We start from the raw sequence: 15121 nt of genomic DNA, 5'->3' as shown, positions 1-15121 counted from the left end.
ATGGACATGACCGACCTCGCGCCCCCACCGTTCTGGCGCTCGCGCGCGGGAATTGCGCTCCTCGTCGTCGTCGCCGTTGGCGGCTTCCTGCTGTTCACGGAGCACCGCGCCCACGTGCTGGGCGCCCTGCCGTTTGCGTTCCTGCTGGCGTGCCCGCTGATGCACGTGTTCATGCACCACGGCCACCACCATGGCGGCCACGGCCGCAGCGAGCGAGGCAACGATGAACGCCGCTGACAACGCCTACGGCCCTCGGGGGCTGGTGATACTGAACACAGTCATCTTCGTCGGGTTCGCCTACAGCTTCTTCAAGCCGACCACCTTTCGCGACTGGCGCAGCTTCGGCGCGTACGCGGCCTTCATCGTGGCGCTGTTTGCGGAGATGTACGGCTTCCCGCTGACCATCTACCTCTTCTCGGGCTGGCTGGGTTCGAAGTTCCCCGGCGTCAACTTGTTCGGTCATGAAGCCGGCCACCTTTGGTGGCTGGTGACGGGGCAGCACGGAAATCCTCACCTCGATGTCCTCCACATCCTGAGCGTCGTCGTCCTCTTCGCCGGCTTCATGCTGCTCTCGAAGGCTTGGCACGTGCTGTATCACGCCCAAAGGCGACATCAAGTCGCGACCGCAGGCCCATACCGGCTTGTGCGACACCCGCAATACATCGGCTTCGTCGCCATCATGTTCGGCTTCCTGCTGCAGTGGCCGACGTTGCTGACACTGGCGATGTTCCCGGTGCTGGTCGTGATGTATGTGCGCTTGGCCATCTCGGAGGAACGAGACTCCGAGCAGGTGTTCGGGGATGCATGGCGAGCCTACGCGGCTGTGACGCCCCGGTTCATTCCGCACTTCTCGAAGGATGACCGTGCACGGCCGGTCAACAGCCACTAAAGGGGCCGACCTCGCCTCGGGGCTCGGCGCCATCGTTCTGGGCGCAGGCCTCGCGCTGGTTGGGCCAGCTGCCTTTCAGGCCTACGCTGTTCCTCTGCTTGTCGCAGGCCTTCTGGTCCACGGGCTGGGCATGACGTTGAAGAACAGGCTCGAAGGCCGCGAGGGAGCGCCCCTTTGGTGGGAGCGCGTTCTCTTCTGGCTGTGCTGGGCCTGTCTGGCCGCGCTCGGACTTTGGATAGTTGTCGGCATGGCCTCTCGATAGCGCTCCGCTTGACTTTCCGACGACGGGAAGGTTCAAACTGCAAACAAGAACTGGAGAGCGCCATGCAAAGCACTACGGAAACGACCCACGACCATGCGCATCACGGCTCGCATGTGATGCCGGACGGTACGGTGATGGCCGGTGACCATCACGACCACAGCCACGCAGCTCACGCGCCCGCAGCGACCAAGCCCACGCCCAAGGGCGACCAGAGCGAGGTCGAGTACACCTGCCCGATGCACCCGCAGGTGCGACAGATGGGCCCGGGCAACTGCCCAATTTGCGGCATGGGTCTCGAGCCGGTCCTGGCGACGGCAGACCAGGGAGAAAGCCCGGAGCTGCGCGACATGACCAAGCGCCTCTGGGTTGGGACAGCATTGACGGTACCGGTCTTCGCGCTGGAGATGGGTGGGCACCTTTTCAACATTCACCATCTCATCGCCCAGCAGACCTCCAACTGGGTTCAGCTTCTGCTGGGTACCCCGGTCGTGTTGTGGGCGGGATGGCCGTTCTTCGTGCGTGCGGTGGCATCGGTCAAGAACCGCAGCCTGAACATGTTCTCGCTCATCGCCCTGGGCACGGGTGCGGCATGGCTCTACAGCATCGTCGGCACGGTTGCGCCGCAGTTGTTCCCTGCGAACCTGCGCATGGCCGATGGCGCTGTCGCCATCTACTTCGAGGCCGCCGCCGTCATCACCGTGCTGGTGTTGCTGGGCCAGGTGCTCGAACTTCGAGCGCGCGAGAAGACATCGGGGGCCATCAAGGCGCTGCTCGGCCTGGCGCCGAAAACCGCAGTCAAGGTGAAGGCCGGCGGCACCGACGAAACCGTTCAGGTCGATGCCATCCAGGTCAACGACCTCCTGCGCGTCCGACCTGGCGAGAAGGTGCCCGTCGACGGCGAACTCACCGACGGCAAAGGCAACGTCGACGAGTCGATGGTCACCGGCGAACCCATTCCGGTCGCGAAGACCGTAGGCTCCAAAGTGACCGCTGGAACGCTCAACCAGACCGGGGGCTTCGTGATGCGCGCAGAGAAGGTCGGCGCGGATACGCTACTCTCGCAAATCGTCCACATGGTGGCGGCGGCACAGCGCAGCCGCGCACCCATCCAGCGGATGGCCGACCAGGTGGCCGGCTGGTTCGTGCCGGTCGTCATCCTGATTGCGGCGCTCACCTTCGTCGTGTGGCTGGTCTGGGGACCTTCGCCGGCGTTCAGCTACGCGCTCGTCACGGCAGTGGCCGTCCTCATCATCGCGTGTCCGTGTGCGCTGGGCCTGGCGACGCCGATGTCCATCATGGTCGGTGTCGGCAAGGGCGCTCAGCATGGCGTGCTGATTCGCGATGCGGAGGCGCTCGAACGCATGGAGAAGGTCGACACGCTGGTGCTCGACAAGACCGGGACGTTGACCGAAGGTCGTCCGAAGGTCGTTCAAATCGAACCGGCCCAGGGGTTCAGCAAGGACGACGTGCTGCAGAAGCTCGCGAGCGTGGAGCGGGCCAGCGAACACCCGTTGGCCATGGCCATCGTCAACGCCGCGCAGGAGGGCAAGCTGAACCTGTCGGCCGTCACCGATTTCGACTCGCCGGTCGGCAAGGGCGTGGTCGGCACGGTCGACGGACATCGGGTTGTTTCCGGGAGTGCGAAGTTCCTGGCCGAGAGTGGCGTCGATGCGGCGCCATTGAACGAGGCCGCGGAAGCACAGCGCTCCATGGCGGCCACCGTCATCTTCGTCGGCGTCGACGGCAAGCTCGCCGGCTTCGTCGCCATCGCAGACCCCATCAAGGCCACGACGCCGCAGGCACTTCAGGCGTTGAAGGCCGCTGGCATTCGCATCGTGATGCTGACCGGTGATGGAAAGACGACGGCCTTGGCGGTTGGCAAGCAGCTCGGCATCGACGAGGTGGTTGCCGAGGTGTTCCCCGAAGACAAGGTCGCGGTCGTGCAGCGATTGATGAAAGAAGGTCGGGTCGTGGCCATGGGAGGTGACGGCGTCAACGATTCGCCCGCCCTGGCCGCCGCCACGGTCGGCATCGCTATGGGCACCGGCACCGACGTGGCCATGGAGAGCGCGGGCATCACGTTGCTCAAGGGCGATCTCATGGGCATCGTTCGGGCGAGGACCTTGTCGCAAGCGACGATGCGCAACATCCGTCAGAACCTGACGCTCAGCTTCGCGTACAACGTCGCCGGCATCCCCCTTGCGGCCGGGCTGCTCTATCCATTCTTCGGGCTCTTGCTGTCGCCCGTCGTTGCCGCGGCGGCGATGGCTCTGTCATCGGTCAGCGTGATCGGCAACGCGCTTCGCCTCCGAGCGCTGAAGCTGGAGTAGCTGAGATGGAGGGCCTCGGTCGTCGCGGGCTGGCGGAGTGGCTCATCGCGGCCTGCGGCATGTGGCTCATTGGCCTGGGGTTCTACTTCATGTTGCTGCGGCCGGCCCTATTGCCAGAAGACACACGCTTCATCGGCACTTCACTAGCTGAGGTTCGGGCGGCCCTGCCTGGTCTCGAACACTGGTTGCATCGCGTGTTCGCAGTTATGGGCGGATTCATCGCAGGCACAGGCGTTCTCACTGTGTTCACTGGCTTGGTTGCGATGCCCGTAGGGTTGAAGGGCACGACATGGGTAATCGCGCTCACGGGAGCGCTGACGGTGGCCCTCATGAGCGTTGCCAACTTCGCGCTGAACTCCGATTTCAGATGGTTGTTGCTAGCCCCGGTGATGGTCTGGCTCGCAGGCTGCCTTCTGCATATCGCAGGCCGAAGTCCACACGGTGATTGAAGCTTCCGGTCAAAGCGCCTCGAGGGCTGCTGCCGCTGACTTCATGGGCAACGGTGCGATGCCGCGCGCCTCGCGCTCGAAGATTGCTGCCATTTGTGACGGTCAGATATTGGCCGACAGGATGAACTCACCATCGGGTGAAGCGGACAGGGCGACGCCGACACGTTGAACAACCTCGAGCGCGCCACGCCGAGCTCAGCGCCGTTGTCAAGCTGCTTGACAAGTGAGGCGCCAGCCCTCGGCTTGACGATGATTCTTCGCCCTAAATCATCGGTTTGGTGACCTCGATTAGGGACGAATATAAATGCGTAGGTGAGTGCAGAGATAGGCGCGGTGGCGCCGGTGTCTGACACGCGCCGCATGTCAGGAGGCTCGGGCATGACACCCTCGTCGAGAGATCGAATCAGCGTCGACTTGCGCGGCTTGAAGGCCCCGCTGTTCGAGCGTGCTCGTGCCCGAGGCGTCTCGCCTTCCGGACTGGTCCGGGACGCATTGATCGACGCCCTCGGTCGGATTGAACCGTCGAGCCTTGATCACGTCGCAGCGGGCGCCCCGTTGCCGATGGGGGACCGGGTGAGGCTGTCGCTGCGCATGAGCCGCGAGGAGGCCAGCGCCACCCTTGCAGCAGCGCGTCAGGCCGGGCTTGCTCCCGGCGCCTTTGTGGCAGGCCTTGTGGCGGGCGTGCCCGCGTTGCTCGGTGGTGCGAGCCGCGACGCACACATCGCGGCCCTGATCGCGTCCAGCGCCGAGCTCTCGACCCTCAGCCGCGACATCCACCACCTAACCTCGTTGCTGCGCCAAGGCAACGTGCGCGCCGCTCAGGAGTACCGCGAGCGGCTCGACACGCTGGCCGGCGACGTGCGCAACCACCTGTCCCTGGCCTCCGGCGTCTTGACCGATTTGCGGCCGCGCAGCCGCCGCGCCGGCGTGTCGAACTAACCCATCACGTGATCGACTGGAGAACCTCATGTCTCAAGCACCGAACATCGACGGCGTCCTCATCCAATGGGGCGACCGGCTCTTCTACCCCGGCAACCGAATTGTCAAGACGAAGCCGCAACCCAAACTGGGCGCCAACGCCGCGCGACAACGTGCCGCTGCAATCCGTGAACGCATCGAGGCGACGGTGGTGCGCCGTGCGCCGCAGGTGATGGTCAAGGTCACAGGGGGCGGTCGCGGCATGAAGGCGATCGCCGCTCATTTTCGCTACATCAGCAAGAACGGCCGCCTCGACATCGAAGACGAGCGCGGCGAGACGATGCGTGGCAAGGACACGCTGCCTGAGCTGGCCGAAGACTGGCGTTTCGGCGGCACCTTGATCGACGATATCGGCGACCGACGCGAGGCCTTCAACATCATGCTGTCGATGCCGCGCCGGACCGATCCATTGATCGTGCAGAAAGCGGCGCGGGAGTTCGCGCAGATCGAACTGGCAGACCACAAGTACGTGATGGTGCTGCACGACCACCAGGCCAACCCGCACGTGCACGTCAGCGTGCGGGCGGAGTCCAAGCACGGCAAGCGCCTGAACCCGCGCAAGACCGACCTGCACCACTGGCGCGAGACCTTCGCTGCGAAGCTCCGCGAGCGTGGGATCGAGGCCGAGGCGACGCGGCAGGCGACGCGCGGTGTGGCGCGGCACTATCCGGATCTGTGGCAGGTCAAGGCGCGTGACGACGGCCGACTGCTGAAGACTCCCGCGACCGGAAAGCGCGGTGCTGCGAGCAAGGCCAGCCGCGATGCGGCGCGGAAGACCTGGCGAGAGCTTGCCGCCGTTCTCGCCACCACTGGCAGCGAGACAGACCGGCAACTTGCACGCTCGATAGAGGCCTTTGCTTCCGGCATGACACAGCAGCCCGCGCCCGCGCCAACGCGAGACCTTGGGGCGCGGCCGACGCCGGCGCGCGCGGATCGAATTCGGTAGCGCTTCATGCTGGACGTTTGTACAGTATCACGCTCGATCCCAACGCGACGGTCCACGAATGCCATGAACGCCCCGAACCAACTGATTCCCGAGCTGCTGCTTGGCGCGCAGCCCAACGATCAACCGAGACTGGACCTCGCCAGCGAGGGCGTGCAGCGCTACGTCTGGCAAAGCGCCTTCGGAGCGATGCTGATCGAGGTACGCGACGGAAACGCCTTCGTCAACGGCGCTCGGGTGGCTTCGATAGCTGAGCTGCGCGCCGCCGAGGCGTAAGCCTCGCCCTGCTGTCGCCAAGAGGTGCTGTGTGAGCGGACCAAGACCCCAGGCGCTGTTTCTCAGACCCAGCGTGGCGGTTGCTACTATGCTGCGGCGCCCGAGGAGCGCTCGCACACACATGAACGCCGTAGAAATCGAACAAGCTATCTCCGACCTGGCGCTTCAGCCTTTTGATGCCGCTGAGTTCCCCTTCGCCTTCCTGGCCGCTTTCGGTAACAAGGACACCACGCTCAGGCGCCTTCGCGCCGGCAATAACAACGCCTCCGACGTGCCCGGCGGCGTGCTCCAGCGCAACAACATCCACATCGCCGTCTGCCGGCCCGGCACCACCGGCGCCGGGCTGCATGCGCTGCGCCGCAGCCCGGCCACCGACAAAGGGAAGGCCAAGTTCATCCTCGCCACGGACGGCCAGACGCTCGAGGCCGAAGACCTCACTGCGGGCGAAACCATCGCCTGCGACTACCCGGACTTTCCCGACCACTTCGGCTTCTTCCTTCCGCTGGCCGGCATCTCCACGATCAAGGAGATCAAGGACAACCCCATCGACGTGCGCGCCACCGGCCGCCTGAACAAGTTGTACGTTGAGCTGCTACGCGAGAACCCGGACTGGGCTAGAGCCGAACGCCGCGGGGACATGAACCACTTCATGGCCCGCCTGATCTTCTGCTTCTTCGCCGAGGACACCGACATCTTCAATGGCGAAGCCTTGTTCACGCGCACCGTGGAGCAGATGACCGATCGCGACGCCGGCAACACCCATGAGGTGCTGTCCGAAGTCTTCCGTGCGATGAACGTGAAGATCGCCGACCGCGCCGCCTCGGGCCTGCGTCCGTGGGCTGACCAGTTCCCCTACGTGAATGGCGGGCTGTTCTCCGGCAGCACAGACGCACCGCGCTTCAACCGCATGGCCCGCACCTACCTGCTGCATGCGGGCACGCTGAACTGGAAGCGGATCAATCCGGACATCTTCGGCAGCATGATCCAGGCCGTGGCCGACGATGAGGAGCGCGGTGAACTGGGCCTGCACTACACCAGCGTACCCAATATCCTGAAGGTGCTGAACCCGCTGTTCTTGGACGACCTGCGCGCACAGCTGGGGGTCGCGGGAGACAACAAGATCAAGCTGCTGAACCTGCGCAAGCGGATGGCGCGCATTCGCGTTTTCGACCCCGCCTGTGGCAGCGGTAATTTCCTGGTCATTGCCTACAAGCAGATGCGCGAGATCGAGGCGGAGATCAACCGTCGGCGTGTCGAGTCACACTTCGGCAGCGAGATCCCGCTTACCAACTTCCGTGGCATCGAGCTGCGCGACTTTCCGGCGGAGATCGCGCGGCTGGCACTCATCATTGCGGAGTTTCAGTGCGATGTGCTCTACCGTGGGCAGAAGAATGCACTAGCGGAGTTCTTGCCGCTTTCAGCCGAGAACTGGATCGTTTGTGGCAACGCGCTCAGGTTGGACTGGCTCTCCATCTGCCCGCCTACCGGTACCGGCGTGAAGGTGACAGCAGACGACTTGTTTGGGACGCCACTTGAACAAGCAGAGATCGACTTCGAGAACGAAGGTGGCGAGACGTATATCTGCGGGAATCCTCCGTACAAGGGCGGTACTGAACAAAGCCGTGCGCAAAAAGATGACATGGAGAAGCTTCTCGCGGCTCGGACGGATAGTTGGAAATCGCTCGACTATGTGTCGGGTTGGTTCATTCAGTTCGCACGCTTTGCGAACGCGACGAAAGCCGCGTGCGCGTTTGTGAGCACTAGTTCGATCACGCAGGGAGAGCAAGTTGCCCGCCTATGGCCGCTCGTACTCGGCGACGCCCTTCGCATTCACTTTGCGTACCTGCCCTTCAAATGGGCCAACTTGGCTGCAAAGAATGCAGGCGTGACCGTCGTGATCGTGGGTGTCGGAAGTAAGAGTGGCAGCAAGGCTGTGCTGTTCGAAGACGACAGTACGCTGGGCATCAAGCGGCGAGATGTCGAGAACATCAACGCCTACTTGGTGCCGTACAGGGACTTGGTAGTTGAAGCGCGGTCGGCGGCACTGAGCCGGCTGGCGGAACTGACCTACGGAAATAAGCCCGCTGACGGTGGGCACTTGATCCTGACCGCGACTGAAGCCAGAGCAATCACTCGGCAGTACCCGAATGCAGCACCGTTCATTAAGCCGTATCTGGGCGCGCACGACGCGATACAGGGCGGATCAAGATTTTGCGTTTGGGTCAACGAGGAGAATGCGAAGGAGGCCATGAGTATTCAGCCCTTAAGGGAGCGGGCTGATCGAGTCGCCGACATGCGCACCAACAGTAAGAAGGCGTTGACCAATGCGGGCGCAAAAACTTCATATGCGTTTCAGCAGGTGCGTCAAACCGGCAATGAGTCGGTAATCTTAGTTCCGAGCCACTCTTCTGAATCGAGGGAATTTCTCCCTGTTAGCTGGTGTCCGAAGGGTGTGATCGTCTCCAATGCCGCATTCGTATTGTTCAACGCGGATTTGTGGACTCTTTCATTGCTTGCTTCTCGCACGCACCTCGTATGGATTGCCACCGTCTGTGGCAAGCTTGAAGCGCGCTACCGCTACTCCAACACCCTCGGCTGGAACACCTTCCCCGTCCCTCTGCTGACCGAGCAGAACAAGGCCGACCTGACTCGCTGCGCCGAGAACATCCTGCTTGCGCGCGAAGCCCATTTCCCCGCGACGATCGCCGACCTCTACGATCCAGACACGATGCCGGAGAACCTGCGCCAAGCCCACGAGTACAACGACGAGGTGCTGGAACGCATCTACATCGGCCGCCGCTTCAAGAACGACACCGAGCGGCTGGAGAAATTGTTCGACCTCTACACCAAGATGGTGGCGAGGCCGGGCACAGCCAAGCAGACCAAGGCAGCGCCATCGAAGAAGGCCGCTCGAAGGGAAGCTGCATGAGCAAGCCGAAGCGCAAGGCACTTCTCTCGGCGGCATCCGATTTGCCCGCTGGCCTTAGCCCGCAGCCAGAGGGGTACGCCGATTGGCTGGCCGATCTGAAGGGCCGCATCCACACCGCCCAGCAGCGCGCCACGCTGGCGGTCAATCGCGAGCTGGTGGCGCTGTACTGGCAGATTGGCTGCGACATCCTGGCGCGCCAGCAAGCCCAGGGGTGGGGTGCGAAGGTGATCGACCGGCTGGCGCACGACCTGCGCACGGCCTTCCCGGACATGAAGGGCTTTTCGCGCGCCAACCTGATGTACATGCGCGCCTTTGCCGAGGCCTGGCCGGATGAGGCAGTCGTCCAACAGCTTGTTGGACAATTGCCCTGGGGCCACAACCTGGTGCTGCTGACGCGCCTGAAGGACAGCGCGCAGCGACTGGCCTACGCCCGCGCCGCCATTGACCACGGCTGGTCGCGCAACGTGTTGAACATCCACATCGAAACCCGCCTGTTGGAACGCGCCGGCCAGGCGGTGACGAACTTCGGGTTGACGCTGCCCAGGCCGGAGTCTGACTTGGCCCGGGAGTCGCTGAAGGATCCGTACCGCTTGGATTTCCTGGGCCTCGGGCGGGAGGCCGGCGAGCGTGCCATCGAGCATGCGCTGGTCAAGCATGTCACCGAGTTCCTGCTGGAACTGGGTGCCGGCTTTGCCTTCGTGGGCCGACAGGTGCTGCTGGACGTGGGGGGTGATGAATTCTTCATCGACCTGCTTTTCTATCACCTGAAGCTGCGCTGCTATGTGGTGATCGAGCTCAAGGCCGGCAAGTTCAAGCCCGCACACCTGGGGCAATTGAGCTTCTACCTGACGGCTGTGGATGCCCAGGTGAAGCATCCTCAGGACAGCCCCACCATCGGGCTGTTGCTGTGCAAGAACAAGAACAAGGTCGTGGCGGAATACGCGCTGCGCAACAACACTCAACCCATGGGCGTGGCCGAGTACCAGTTGGTGGAGTCCTTGCCGCCCGAGCTGCAAACCAGCCTGCCGAGCATTGAGCAGATCGAGCGTGAACTGGGCGGGTTCGATAGCACCGACAACTCGGTTGAGGACGACAAAGCATCATGACAAACCCGATCAACACCTACACCGTGCCGTCGGTGTCCATCACCACGGCACGCACTGGCGCTTCTGCCAAAGCGAACGAACTGGGCATGCGCACGATGCAGGAGCGTGCCTATGCCAGGCGCGGTGAGCAGTACCTGCTCATCAAGTCGCCACCGGCATCGGGCAAGAGCCGGGCATTGATGTTCATTGCGCTGGACAAGCTGCACAACCAGGGCATTCAGCAGGCCATTGTCGTGGTGCCGGAGCGATCGATCGGCGGCAGCTTCGCCGATGAAGCCCTGACCCAGCACGGCTTCTACTGGGACTGGACGGTCGCGCCGCAGTGGAACCTGTGCAACGCGCCGGGCATCGACGAACCGCGCATCGCCAAGTCCAAGGTCGAGGCGGTCAAGAAGTTCCTCGCGAGCGACGCCAAGGTGCTTGTCTGTACCCACGCGACCTTCCGTTTCGCGGTCGAGGAACTGGGCATCCAGGCGTTCGACAACCGCCTGATCGCCATCGACGAGTTCCACCACGTCTCCGCCAACCCGGACAACAAGCTGGGCAGCCAGCTGGGCGCCTTCATCGCCCGCGACAAGGTGCATGTGGTCGCGATGACAGGCTCCTACTTCCGCGGTGACAGCGAGGCGGTGCTGGGGCCTACCGACGAAGGCAAGTTCGAGACCGTCACCTACACCTACTACGAACAGCTCAATGGCTACCAGTGGTTGAAATCACTGGACATCGGCTACTTCTTCTACACGGGCCGCTACGTTGATGCCGTGGCGAAGGTGCTGGACCCGGCGCTCAAGACCATCGTCCACATCCCGAGCGTCAACTCGCGCGAAAGCCTGAAGGACAAGGAGCGTGAGGTCAACGAGATCATGCAGGCACTGGGCGAGTGGAAGGGCATCGACGCGACGACCGGCTTCCACCTCATCGACGCCAAAGATGGCCGCACCTTGAAGGTGGCCGATCTGGTCGACGACAGCGACGCTGCCAAGCGCGCCCGCGTACTGGGCGCGCTGAAGGACCCTGCGCATAAGCACGACCGCGACCACGTGGACATCATCATCGCGCTCGGCATGGCGAAGGAGGGCTTCGACTGGATCTGGTGCGAGCACGCTTTGACCATCGGTTACCGCAGCAGCCTGACCGAGGTGGTGCAGATCATCGGCCGTGCCACGCGCGACGCCGATGGCAAGGAACGCGCACGCTTCACCAACTTGATCGCCGAGCCGACGGCCGAGCAGTCCGCGGTCGCCGAGGCGGTTAACGACATGCTCAAGGCGATATCCGCAAGCCTGCTGATGGAGCAGGTGCTGGCCCCGCGCTACGAGTTCACGCCGCGGAACGCCGGCCCTCAGGAAGGCTTCGACTACGGCCAGGATGGCTATGTGGACGGCGGCAAGAACCTGGGCGTCAACAAGGAGACCGGCGAAATCCACATCGAGATCAACGGCCTGGCCAAGCCCAAGAGCAAGGAGGGCCAGCGCATCTGCAAGGAAGACCTGAACGAAGTCATCGCTGCCTTCATCCAGGACAAGCCTTCGCTCGAGCGCGGCACGCTGGACCGGGAAAACACGATTCCCGAGGAACTGACCATCGAGCGCCTGGGCAAGATCGTGCGCGAGCGCTACCCGGAGCTGAGCGAAGCCGACCAGGAAGCGGTGCGCCAACACGCCGTTGCCGTCATCAATATCACCCAGCAGGCCAAGCTAGCGCTGGACACACCTGACCAGGCGCAGCCGCCGATCCCTACGCCGGATGGCAACGATGGTGGCACCCCCGCGAAGGGCAACACAGACCTGATCGAAGGCGTGCGGAAGTTCATCAACGTGCGCGACCTGGACATCGATCTGATCGATCGCATCAATCCGTTCGAGGCCGCCTATGCGGTGCTGGCCAAGACGATGGACGAGAAGTCCTTACGCCAGATTCAGGCCAGCATCGCCGGCAAGAACATCAAGATCACCGAGGACGATGCGCGCGAGCTGGCGAGGCGTGCCCTGCAGTTCAAGAACGAGCGCGGCCGCGTGCCGGACATGAATTCAGCCGATGCCTGGGAAAAGAGGATGGCCGAGGGTGTGGCCGCTTTCGCGCGCTATCGCGCCCAGGCCAAGGCAGCCCAGGCGCAAGGAGCCAAAGGCAATGGCTGACCTGGACGACGACGAACTGCTGGAGGCCTTGGGCGTCGAAGTCGCGCCCGTAAAGGCCGGCGGTCGCACGCCGCGCGAAGAACGCATCATCGCTGGCTTCGAGGACATCCTCCGATTTCACGAAGCGCATAAGTGCGCGCCTCAGCATGGCGAGGGGCGCGACATATTCGAGCGCCTGTACGCGATGCGTCTGGATCAGCTTCGCAAGCTGCCGGAGGCGCACGAACTGCTGGCCGAGCTGGACAAGCCCGGCCTCCTGTCCGGAGCACCAGCGACGCAGATCGATGTGAACGAACTGGACGAGGATGCCTTGCTCGCCGAGTTGGGTGTCAGCAGCGACCCATCCGACCACACCGACATCACCGTGCTCCGCCATGTGCGCTCTCTCGCAGAGAGACAGGTCGCGGAAGAGATCGCCGATCGCACCCCGTGCGAAGACTTCGACAAGTTTCAGCCGCTGTTCGAGCGCGCGGAGCGCGAACTGAACGACTGCATACGAAAGGCGATTCCGTTCAAAGGCGAAGCCAGTGTTGATCAGGGGAACTTCTTCATCGTCGGCGGGCAGTTCGCGTACGTTGCTGAGAAGGGTGAAGAGTTCGAGACCAGCAGCGGACAGCCCGATGCGCGGCTGCGGCTCATCTACGGCAACGGGACCGAAAGCAATCTGCTAATGCGGTCGCTTCAAAGGGCGCTGACCCAGGATGGCAACGGGCGGCGGCTGAGCGAGCCGGATGCCGGCCCGCTGTTCGGTGACGCCGCTGAACCGGACGACATCGAGTCCGGCACGATCTATGTGTTGCGCAGCCTATCCAAGCACCCGTTCGTGTCCGAGCACCGCATGCTGATTCACAAGATCGGCGTCACTGGCGGCAAAGTCGAGACACGCATCGCGGATGCCGAGAACCAGTCAACATATCTGCTCGCCCCGGTCGAGATCGTGGCCGAGTACAGGCTGCACAACCTCAACCGAACCAGGATGGAGAACATCTTCCATCGGCTGTTCAGCACCGTGCAGCTCGACCTCACCATCGAGGATCGTTTCGGCAAGCCGGTGAAGCCGAGAGAGTGGTTCGTCGTGCCAATGCACGTGATCGACGAGGCGGTCGAGCGTATTCGGGACGGGACGATCACGGAGCTTGTCTATGACCCGCAGACAGCTAGGCTGGCGAGTGACGCGAAGGGCCTCTAAATGCATGCCGACTCCCGAGTCGGCGCACCCTCAAGATCCGCTTTGCAGTCGGCCGACGTACTCCTGCGACTTCACGGTTCCAGTCGCATTGCAGCCGTTCCACCGCGAGATTCCATTACCCGCTCAACCGCAGAGCGTCGCCAAGTCCAGAGCGCGCTGTGATGGTCAAAGTGGCCGAGCTCGGCGTCGGAAACTACACGATCATCAATAGAGCTTCACGCTGCCGCGCTGAGGCGGGTCGACTGGCGGCACGGGCTTGCTGCTGCCAATGGGCATGGTCGCCGATCGGATGGAACTGCTCCAGGCCGGGCAAGACGCGAACAGCACCACAAAGGTCTGCTCCATGACTCGACGAGCGGCGACGAGCGCGGGTCAAGGTAGATTCCGTTCGCGTTTCGCGTTTCATGGAATGTGAATTACACTGAGGCCATGGACGACACCGACCGCCCCAACTTGCCCGACATCGAAACCGTTGTGCGCTACGCACGCGCGAAGCGGCGCTCGGCCGTGCACAAGATGCAGCAGGCGAAGCACTACGCTCGTCGCTCTGCCGATCTGGAGCGCGAGGCGGCGAATGAGATGCAGGAGGTTGAGGCTTTCGAGCGGCTCTTGAAGTCGATTCCGCAGTCGGAAGACGAACTACGGCGACTCGAACAGCAAGGCAACGCGGCGATGCACGGGATGCAGATGTCGCACTTTTACCCCGCGAACGCGAATCGCATGCTGTTCGCTGGTGGCGGCGAGCCGGATGCGGCGTCGTTCCGAACTCAGCGCGACATGGTCGCCGCGGCGTGCTTCCAGATTCTGAGCGATGGGTCGTGGCGTTCGACCGAGGATTTGTTGGAAGAGATGACGAAGCGTGGCGTGCAGTTGACCGCCGCGAACAAGCTCCAGCGGCTGAGCCAGATCCTAAGCATGGCGCCGACGTTTAAGAACGAACGCGGTCGCGGATGGGCACTGGATCTTTCATCAGTACGTGGTGAATTGTTGCGGAATGACAACGCTGAGGGTGAGCCGGAAAGAGACCCTCGCATGCTCGCACGTGCTAAGGAACTTGCAAGGGACGATGGAAATAGCGCTCGATGATGATCGGCGCGAGAGGTGGGTCGCAGGGCTGATCAGAGCCCCGCTTCCCGGTGTGCAACTAAGCCTGTCAGGGCACGAACAAGAAAGGACTCCATGCGGCTAGCAACCGTGGTGTGGAACTGGACCCATTGGTTTGGGCTCCAGCGAACCCCGCCGATTACCAGGTTACGTCGAGCTTCCCTGCTCTACGGCATTGCGACCGTAGAGCAATCATAGGCGTCACAGAGTGTCCTTGTCAGCTACGCGAATTGGTGGCCGTGATTTCTGTGGCGCATCACTGACATCAGTGCTGCACACGTTGCGGCGTTCTATGAAAGCTCAACATCATGAGTAAGACCCTGCCTCCCGGCACCAAGGCCGACGCGAGCGGCCAGTACAAGAACACGACCACGAAGACCGAAGTGACGGTGACCAAGGGTGAGCCCTTGCCGCCGACGCCAAAGTCGGGCCAGGGGTACGTGTTGGTCGACAAGACTAAGCACAAGAAGTAAGTCGTGAGACTTGAGCGCCAGTCGCGAAGGGTTGGCGCTCTTTCAGTGTGATGCT

13 protein-coding genes are annotated in these 15121 nt (G+C 63.0%); all 13 read left to right on the top strand.

Annotated elements, in window-relative coordinates; genetic code table 11:
* Entirely contained in the window at nt 1-237 is a 237-nt protein-coding gene (locus AC30PD_RS11225; RefSeq protein WP_489535733.1) for a DUF2933 domain-containing protein, read from the top strand.
* Complete coding sequence (locus AC30PD_RS11220; protein WP_489535732.1) at nt 224-889, top strand: methyltransferase family protein; 666 nt, start codon at nt 224-226, stop codon at nt 887-889. The genes AC30PD_RS11225 and AC30PD_RS11220 overlap by 14 nt, the downstream gene beginning before the upstream one ends.
* Before the next feature lie 324 nt (nt 890-1213).
* Entirely contained in the window at nt 1214-3481 is a 2268-nt protein-coding gene (locus AC30PD_RS11215) for a copper-transporting P-type ATPase (protein WP_489535731.1), read from the top strand.
* Between the two features lie 5 nt (nt 3482-3486).
* Nucleotides 3487-3930, top strand: a complete 444-nt coding sequence (locus AC30PD_RS11210) for a hypothetical protein (protein WP_489535730.1) — start codon at nt 3487-3489, stop codon at nt 3928-3930.
* A gap of 378 nt (nt 3931-4308) precedes the next feature.
* Nucleotides 4309-4869: a hypothetical protein gene (locus AC30PD_RS11205; protein WP_489535729.1), complete on the top strand. Its 561-nt coding sequence runs from the start codon at nt 4309-4311 to the stop codon at nt 4867-4869.
* A gap of 28 nt (nt 4870-4897) precedes the next feature.
* Nucleotides 4898-5854 carry a relaxase/mobilization nuclease domain-containing protein gene (locus AC30PD_RS11200; protein WP_489535728.1) on the top strand — a complete coding sequence of 319 codons (957 nt, stop codon included), beginning with the start codon at nt 4898-4900 and terminating at the stop codon, nt 5852-5854.
* A 63-nt stretch (nt 5855-5917) separates the two neighbouring features.
* On the top strand, nt 5918-6127 hold the full coding sequence (locus tag AC30PD_RS11195; protein ID WP_489535727.1) for a hypothetical protein: 210 nt from the start codon (nt 5918-5920) through the stop codon (nt 6125-6127).
* Nucleotides 6128-6248: 121 nt separating this feature from the next.
* Complete coding sequence (locus AC30PD_RS11190; RefSeq protein ID WP_489535726.1) at nt 6249-9056, top strand: class I SAM-dependent DNA methyltransferase; 2808 nt, start codon at nt 6249-6251, stop codon at nt 9054-9056.
* Nucleotides 9053-10162: a PDDEXK nuclease domain-containing protein gene (locus AC30PD_RS11185; RefSeq protein ID WP_489535725.1), complete on the top strand. Its 1110-nt coding sequence runs from the start codon at nt 9053-9055 to the stop codon at nt 10160-10162. The genes AC30PD_RS11190 and AC30PD_RS11185 overlap by 4 nt, the downstream gene beginning before the upstream one ends.
* Entirely contained in the window at nt 10159-12300 is a 2142-nt protein-coding gene (locus AC30PD_RS11180; protein WP_489535724.1) for a DEAD/DEAH box helicase, read from the top strand. The genes AC30PD_RS11185 and AC30PD_RS11180 overlap by 4 nt, the downstream gene beginning before the upstream one ends.
* Nucleotides 12293-13489: a GIY-YIG nuclease family protein gene (locus AC30PD_RS11175; protein ID WP_489535723.1), complete on the top strand. Its 1197-nt coding sequence runs from the start codon at nt 12293-12295 to the stop codon at nt 13487-13489. The genes AC30PD_RS11180 and AC30PD_RS11175 overlap by 8 nt, the downstream gene beginning before the upstream one ends.
* Nucleotides 13490-13918: 429 nt before the next feature.
* Entirely contained in the window at nt 13919-14575 is a 657-nt protein-coding gene (locus AC30PD_RS11170; protein WP_489535722.1) for a hypothetical protein, read from the top strand.
* 326 nt (nt 14576-14901) lie between these two features.
* Nucleotides 14902-15066: a hypothetical protein gene (locus tag AC30PD_RS11165; RefSeq protein ID WP_489535721.1), complete on the top strand. Its 165-nt coding sequence runs from the start codon at nt 14902-14904 to the stop codon at nt 15064-15066.
* Nucleotides 15067-15121: the final 55 nt, after the last annotated feature.

It is taken from the genome of Rhizobacter sp. (assembly GCF_032229685.1).
GTDB lineage: Bacteria > Pseudomonadota > Gammaproteobacteria > Burkholderiales > Burkholderiaceae_C > LMDS01.
This window is presented reverse-complemented; position numbering and strand designations above follow the sequence as displayed.

Bases quoted from the DNA above. Each gene is read 5' to 3' on its own strand.
- AC30PD_RS11165 (WP_489535721.1), top strand. From the start codon at position 14,902: ATGAGTAAGACCCTGCCTCCCGGCACCAAGGCCGACGCGAGCGGCCAG.
- AC30PD_RS11170 (WP_489535722.1), top strand. From the start codon at position 13,919: ATGGACGACACCGACCGCCCCAACTTGCCCGACATCGAAACCGTTGTG.
- AC30PD_RS11195 (WP_489535727.1), top strand. From the start codon at position 5,918: ATGAACGCCCCGAACCAACTGATTCCCGAGCTGCTGCTTGGCGCGCAG.
- AC30PD_RS11190 (WP_489535726.1), top strand. From the start codon at position 6,249: ATGAACGCCGTAGAAATCGAACAAGCTATCTCCGACCTGGCGCTTCAG.
- AC30PD_RS11215 (WP_489535731.1), top strand. From the start codon at position 1,214: ATGCAAAGCACTACGGAAACGACCCACGACCATGCGCATCACGGCTCG.
- AC30PD_RS11180 (WP_489535724.1), top strand. From the start codon at position 10,159: ATGACAAACCCGATCAACACCTACACCGTGCCGTCGGTGTCCATCACC.
- AC30PD_RS11200 (WP_489535728.1), top strand. From the start codon at position 4,898: ATGTCTCAAGCACCGAACATCGACGGCGTCCTCATCCAATGGGGCGAC.
- AC30PD_RS11205 (WP_489535729.1), top strand. From the start codon at position 4,309: ATGACACCCTCGTCGAGAGATCGAATCAGCGTCGACTTGCGCGGCTTG.
- AC30PD_RS11220 (WP_489535732.1), top strand. From the start codon at position 224: ATGAACGCCGCTGACAACGCCTACGGCCCTCGGGGGCTGGTGATACTG.
- AC30PD_RS11175 (WP_489535723.1), top strand. From the start codon at position 12,293: ATGGCTGACCTGGACGACGACGAACTGCTGGAGGCCTTGGGCGTCGAA.
- AC30PD_RS11210 (WP_489535730.1), top strand. From the start codon at position 3,487: ATGGAGGGCCTCGGTCGTCGCGGGCTGGCGGAGTGGCTCATCGCGGCC.
- AC30PD_RS11185 (WP_489535725.1), top strand. From the start codon at position 9,053: ATGAGCAAGCCGAAGCGCAAGGCACTTCTCTCGGCGGCATCCGATTTG.
- AC30PD_RS11225 (WP_489535733.1), top strand. From the start codon at position 1: ATGGACATGACCGACCTCGCGCCCCCACCGTTCTGGCGCTCGCGCGCG.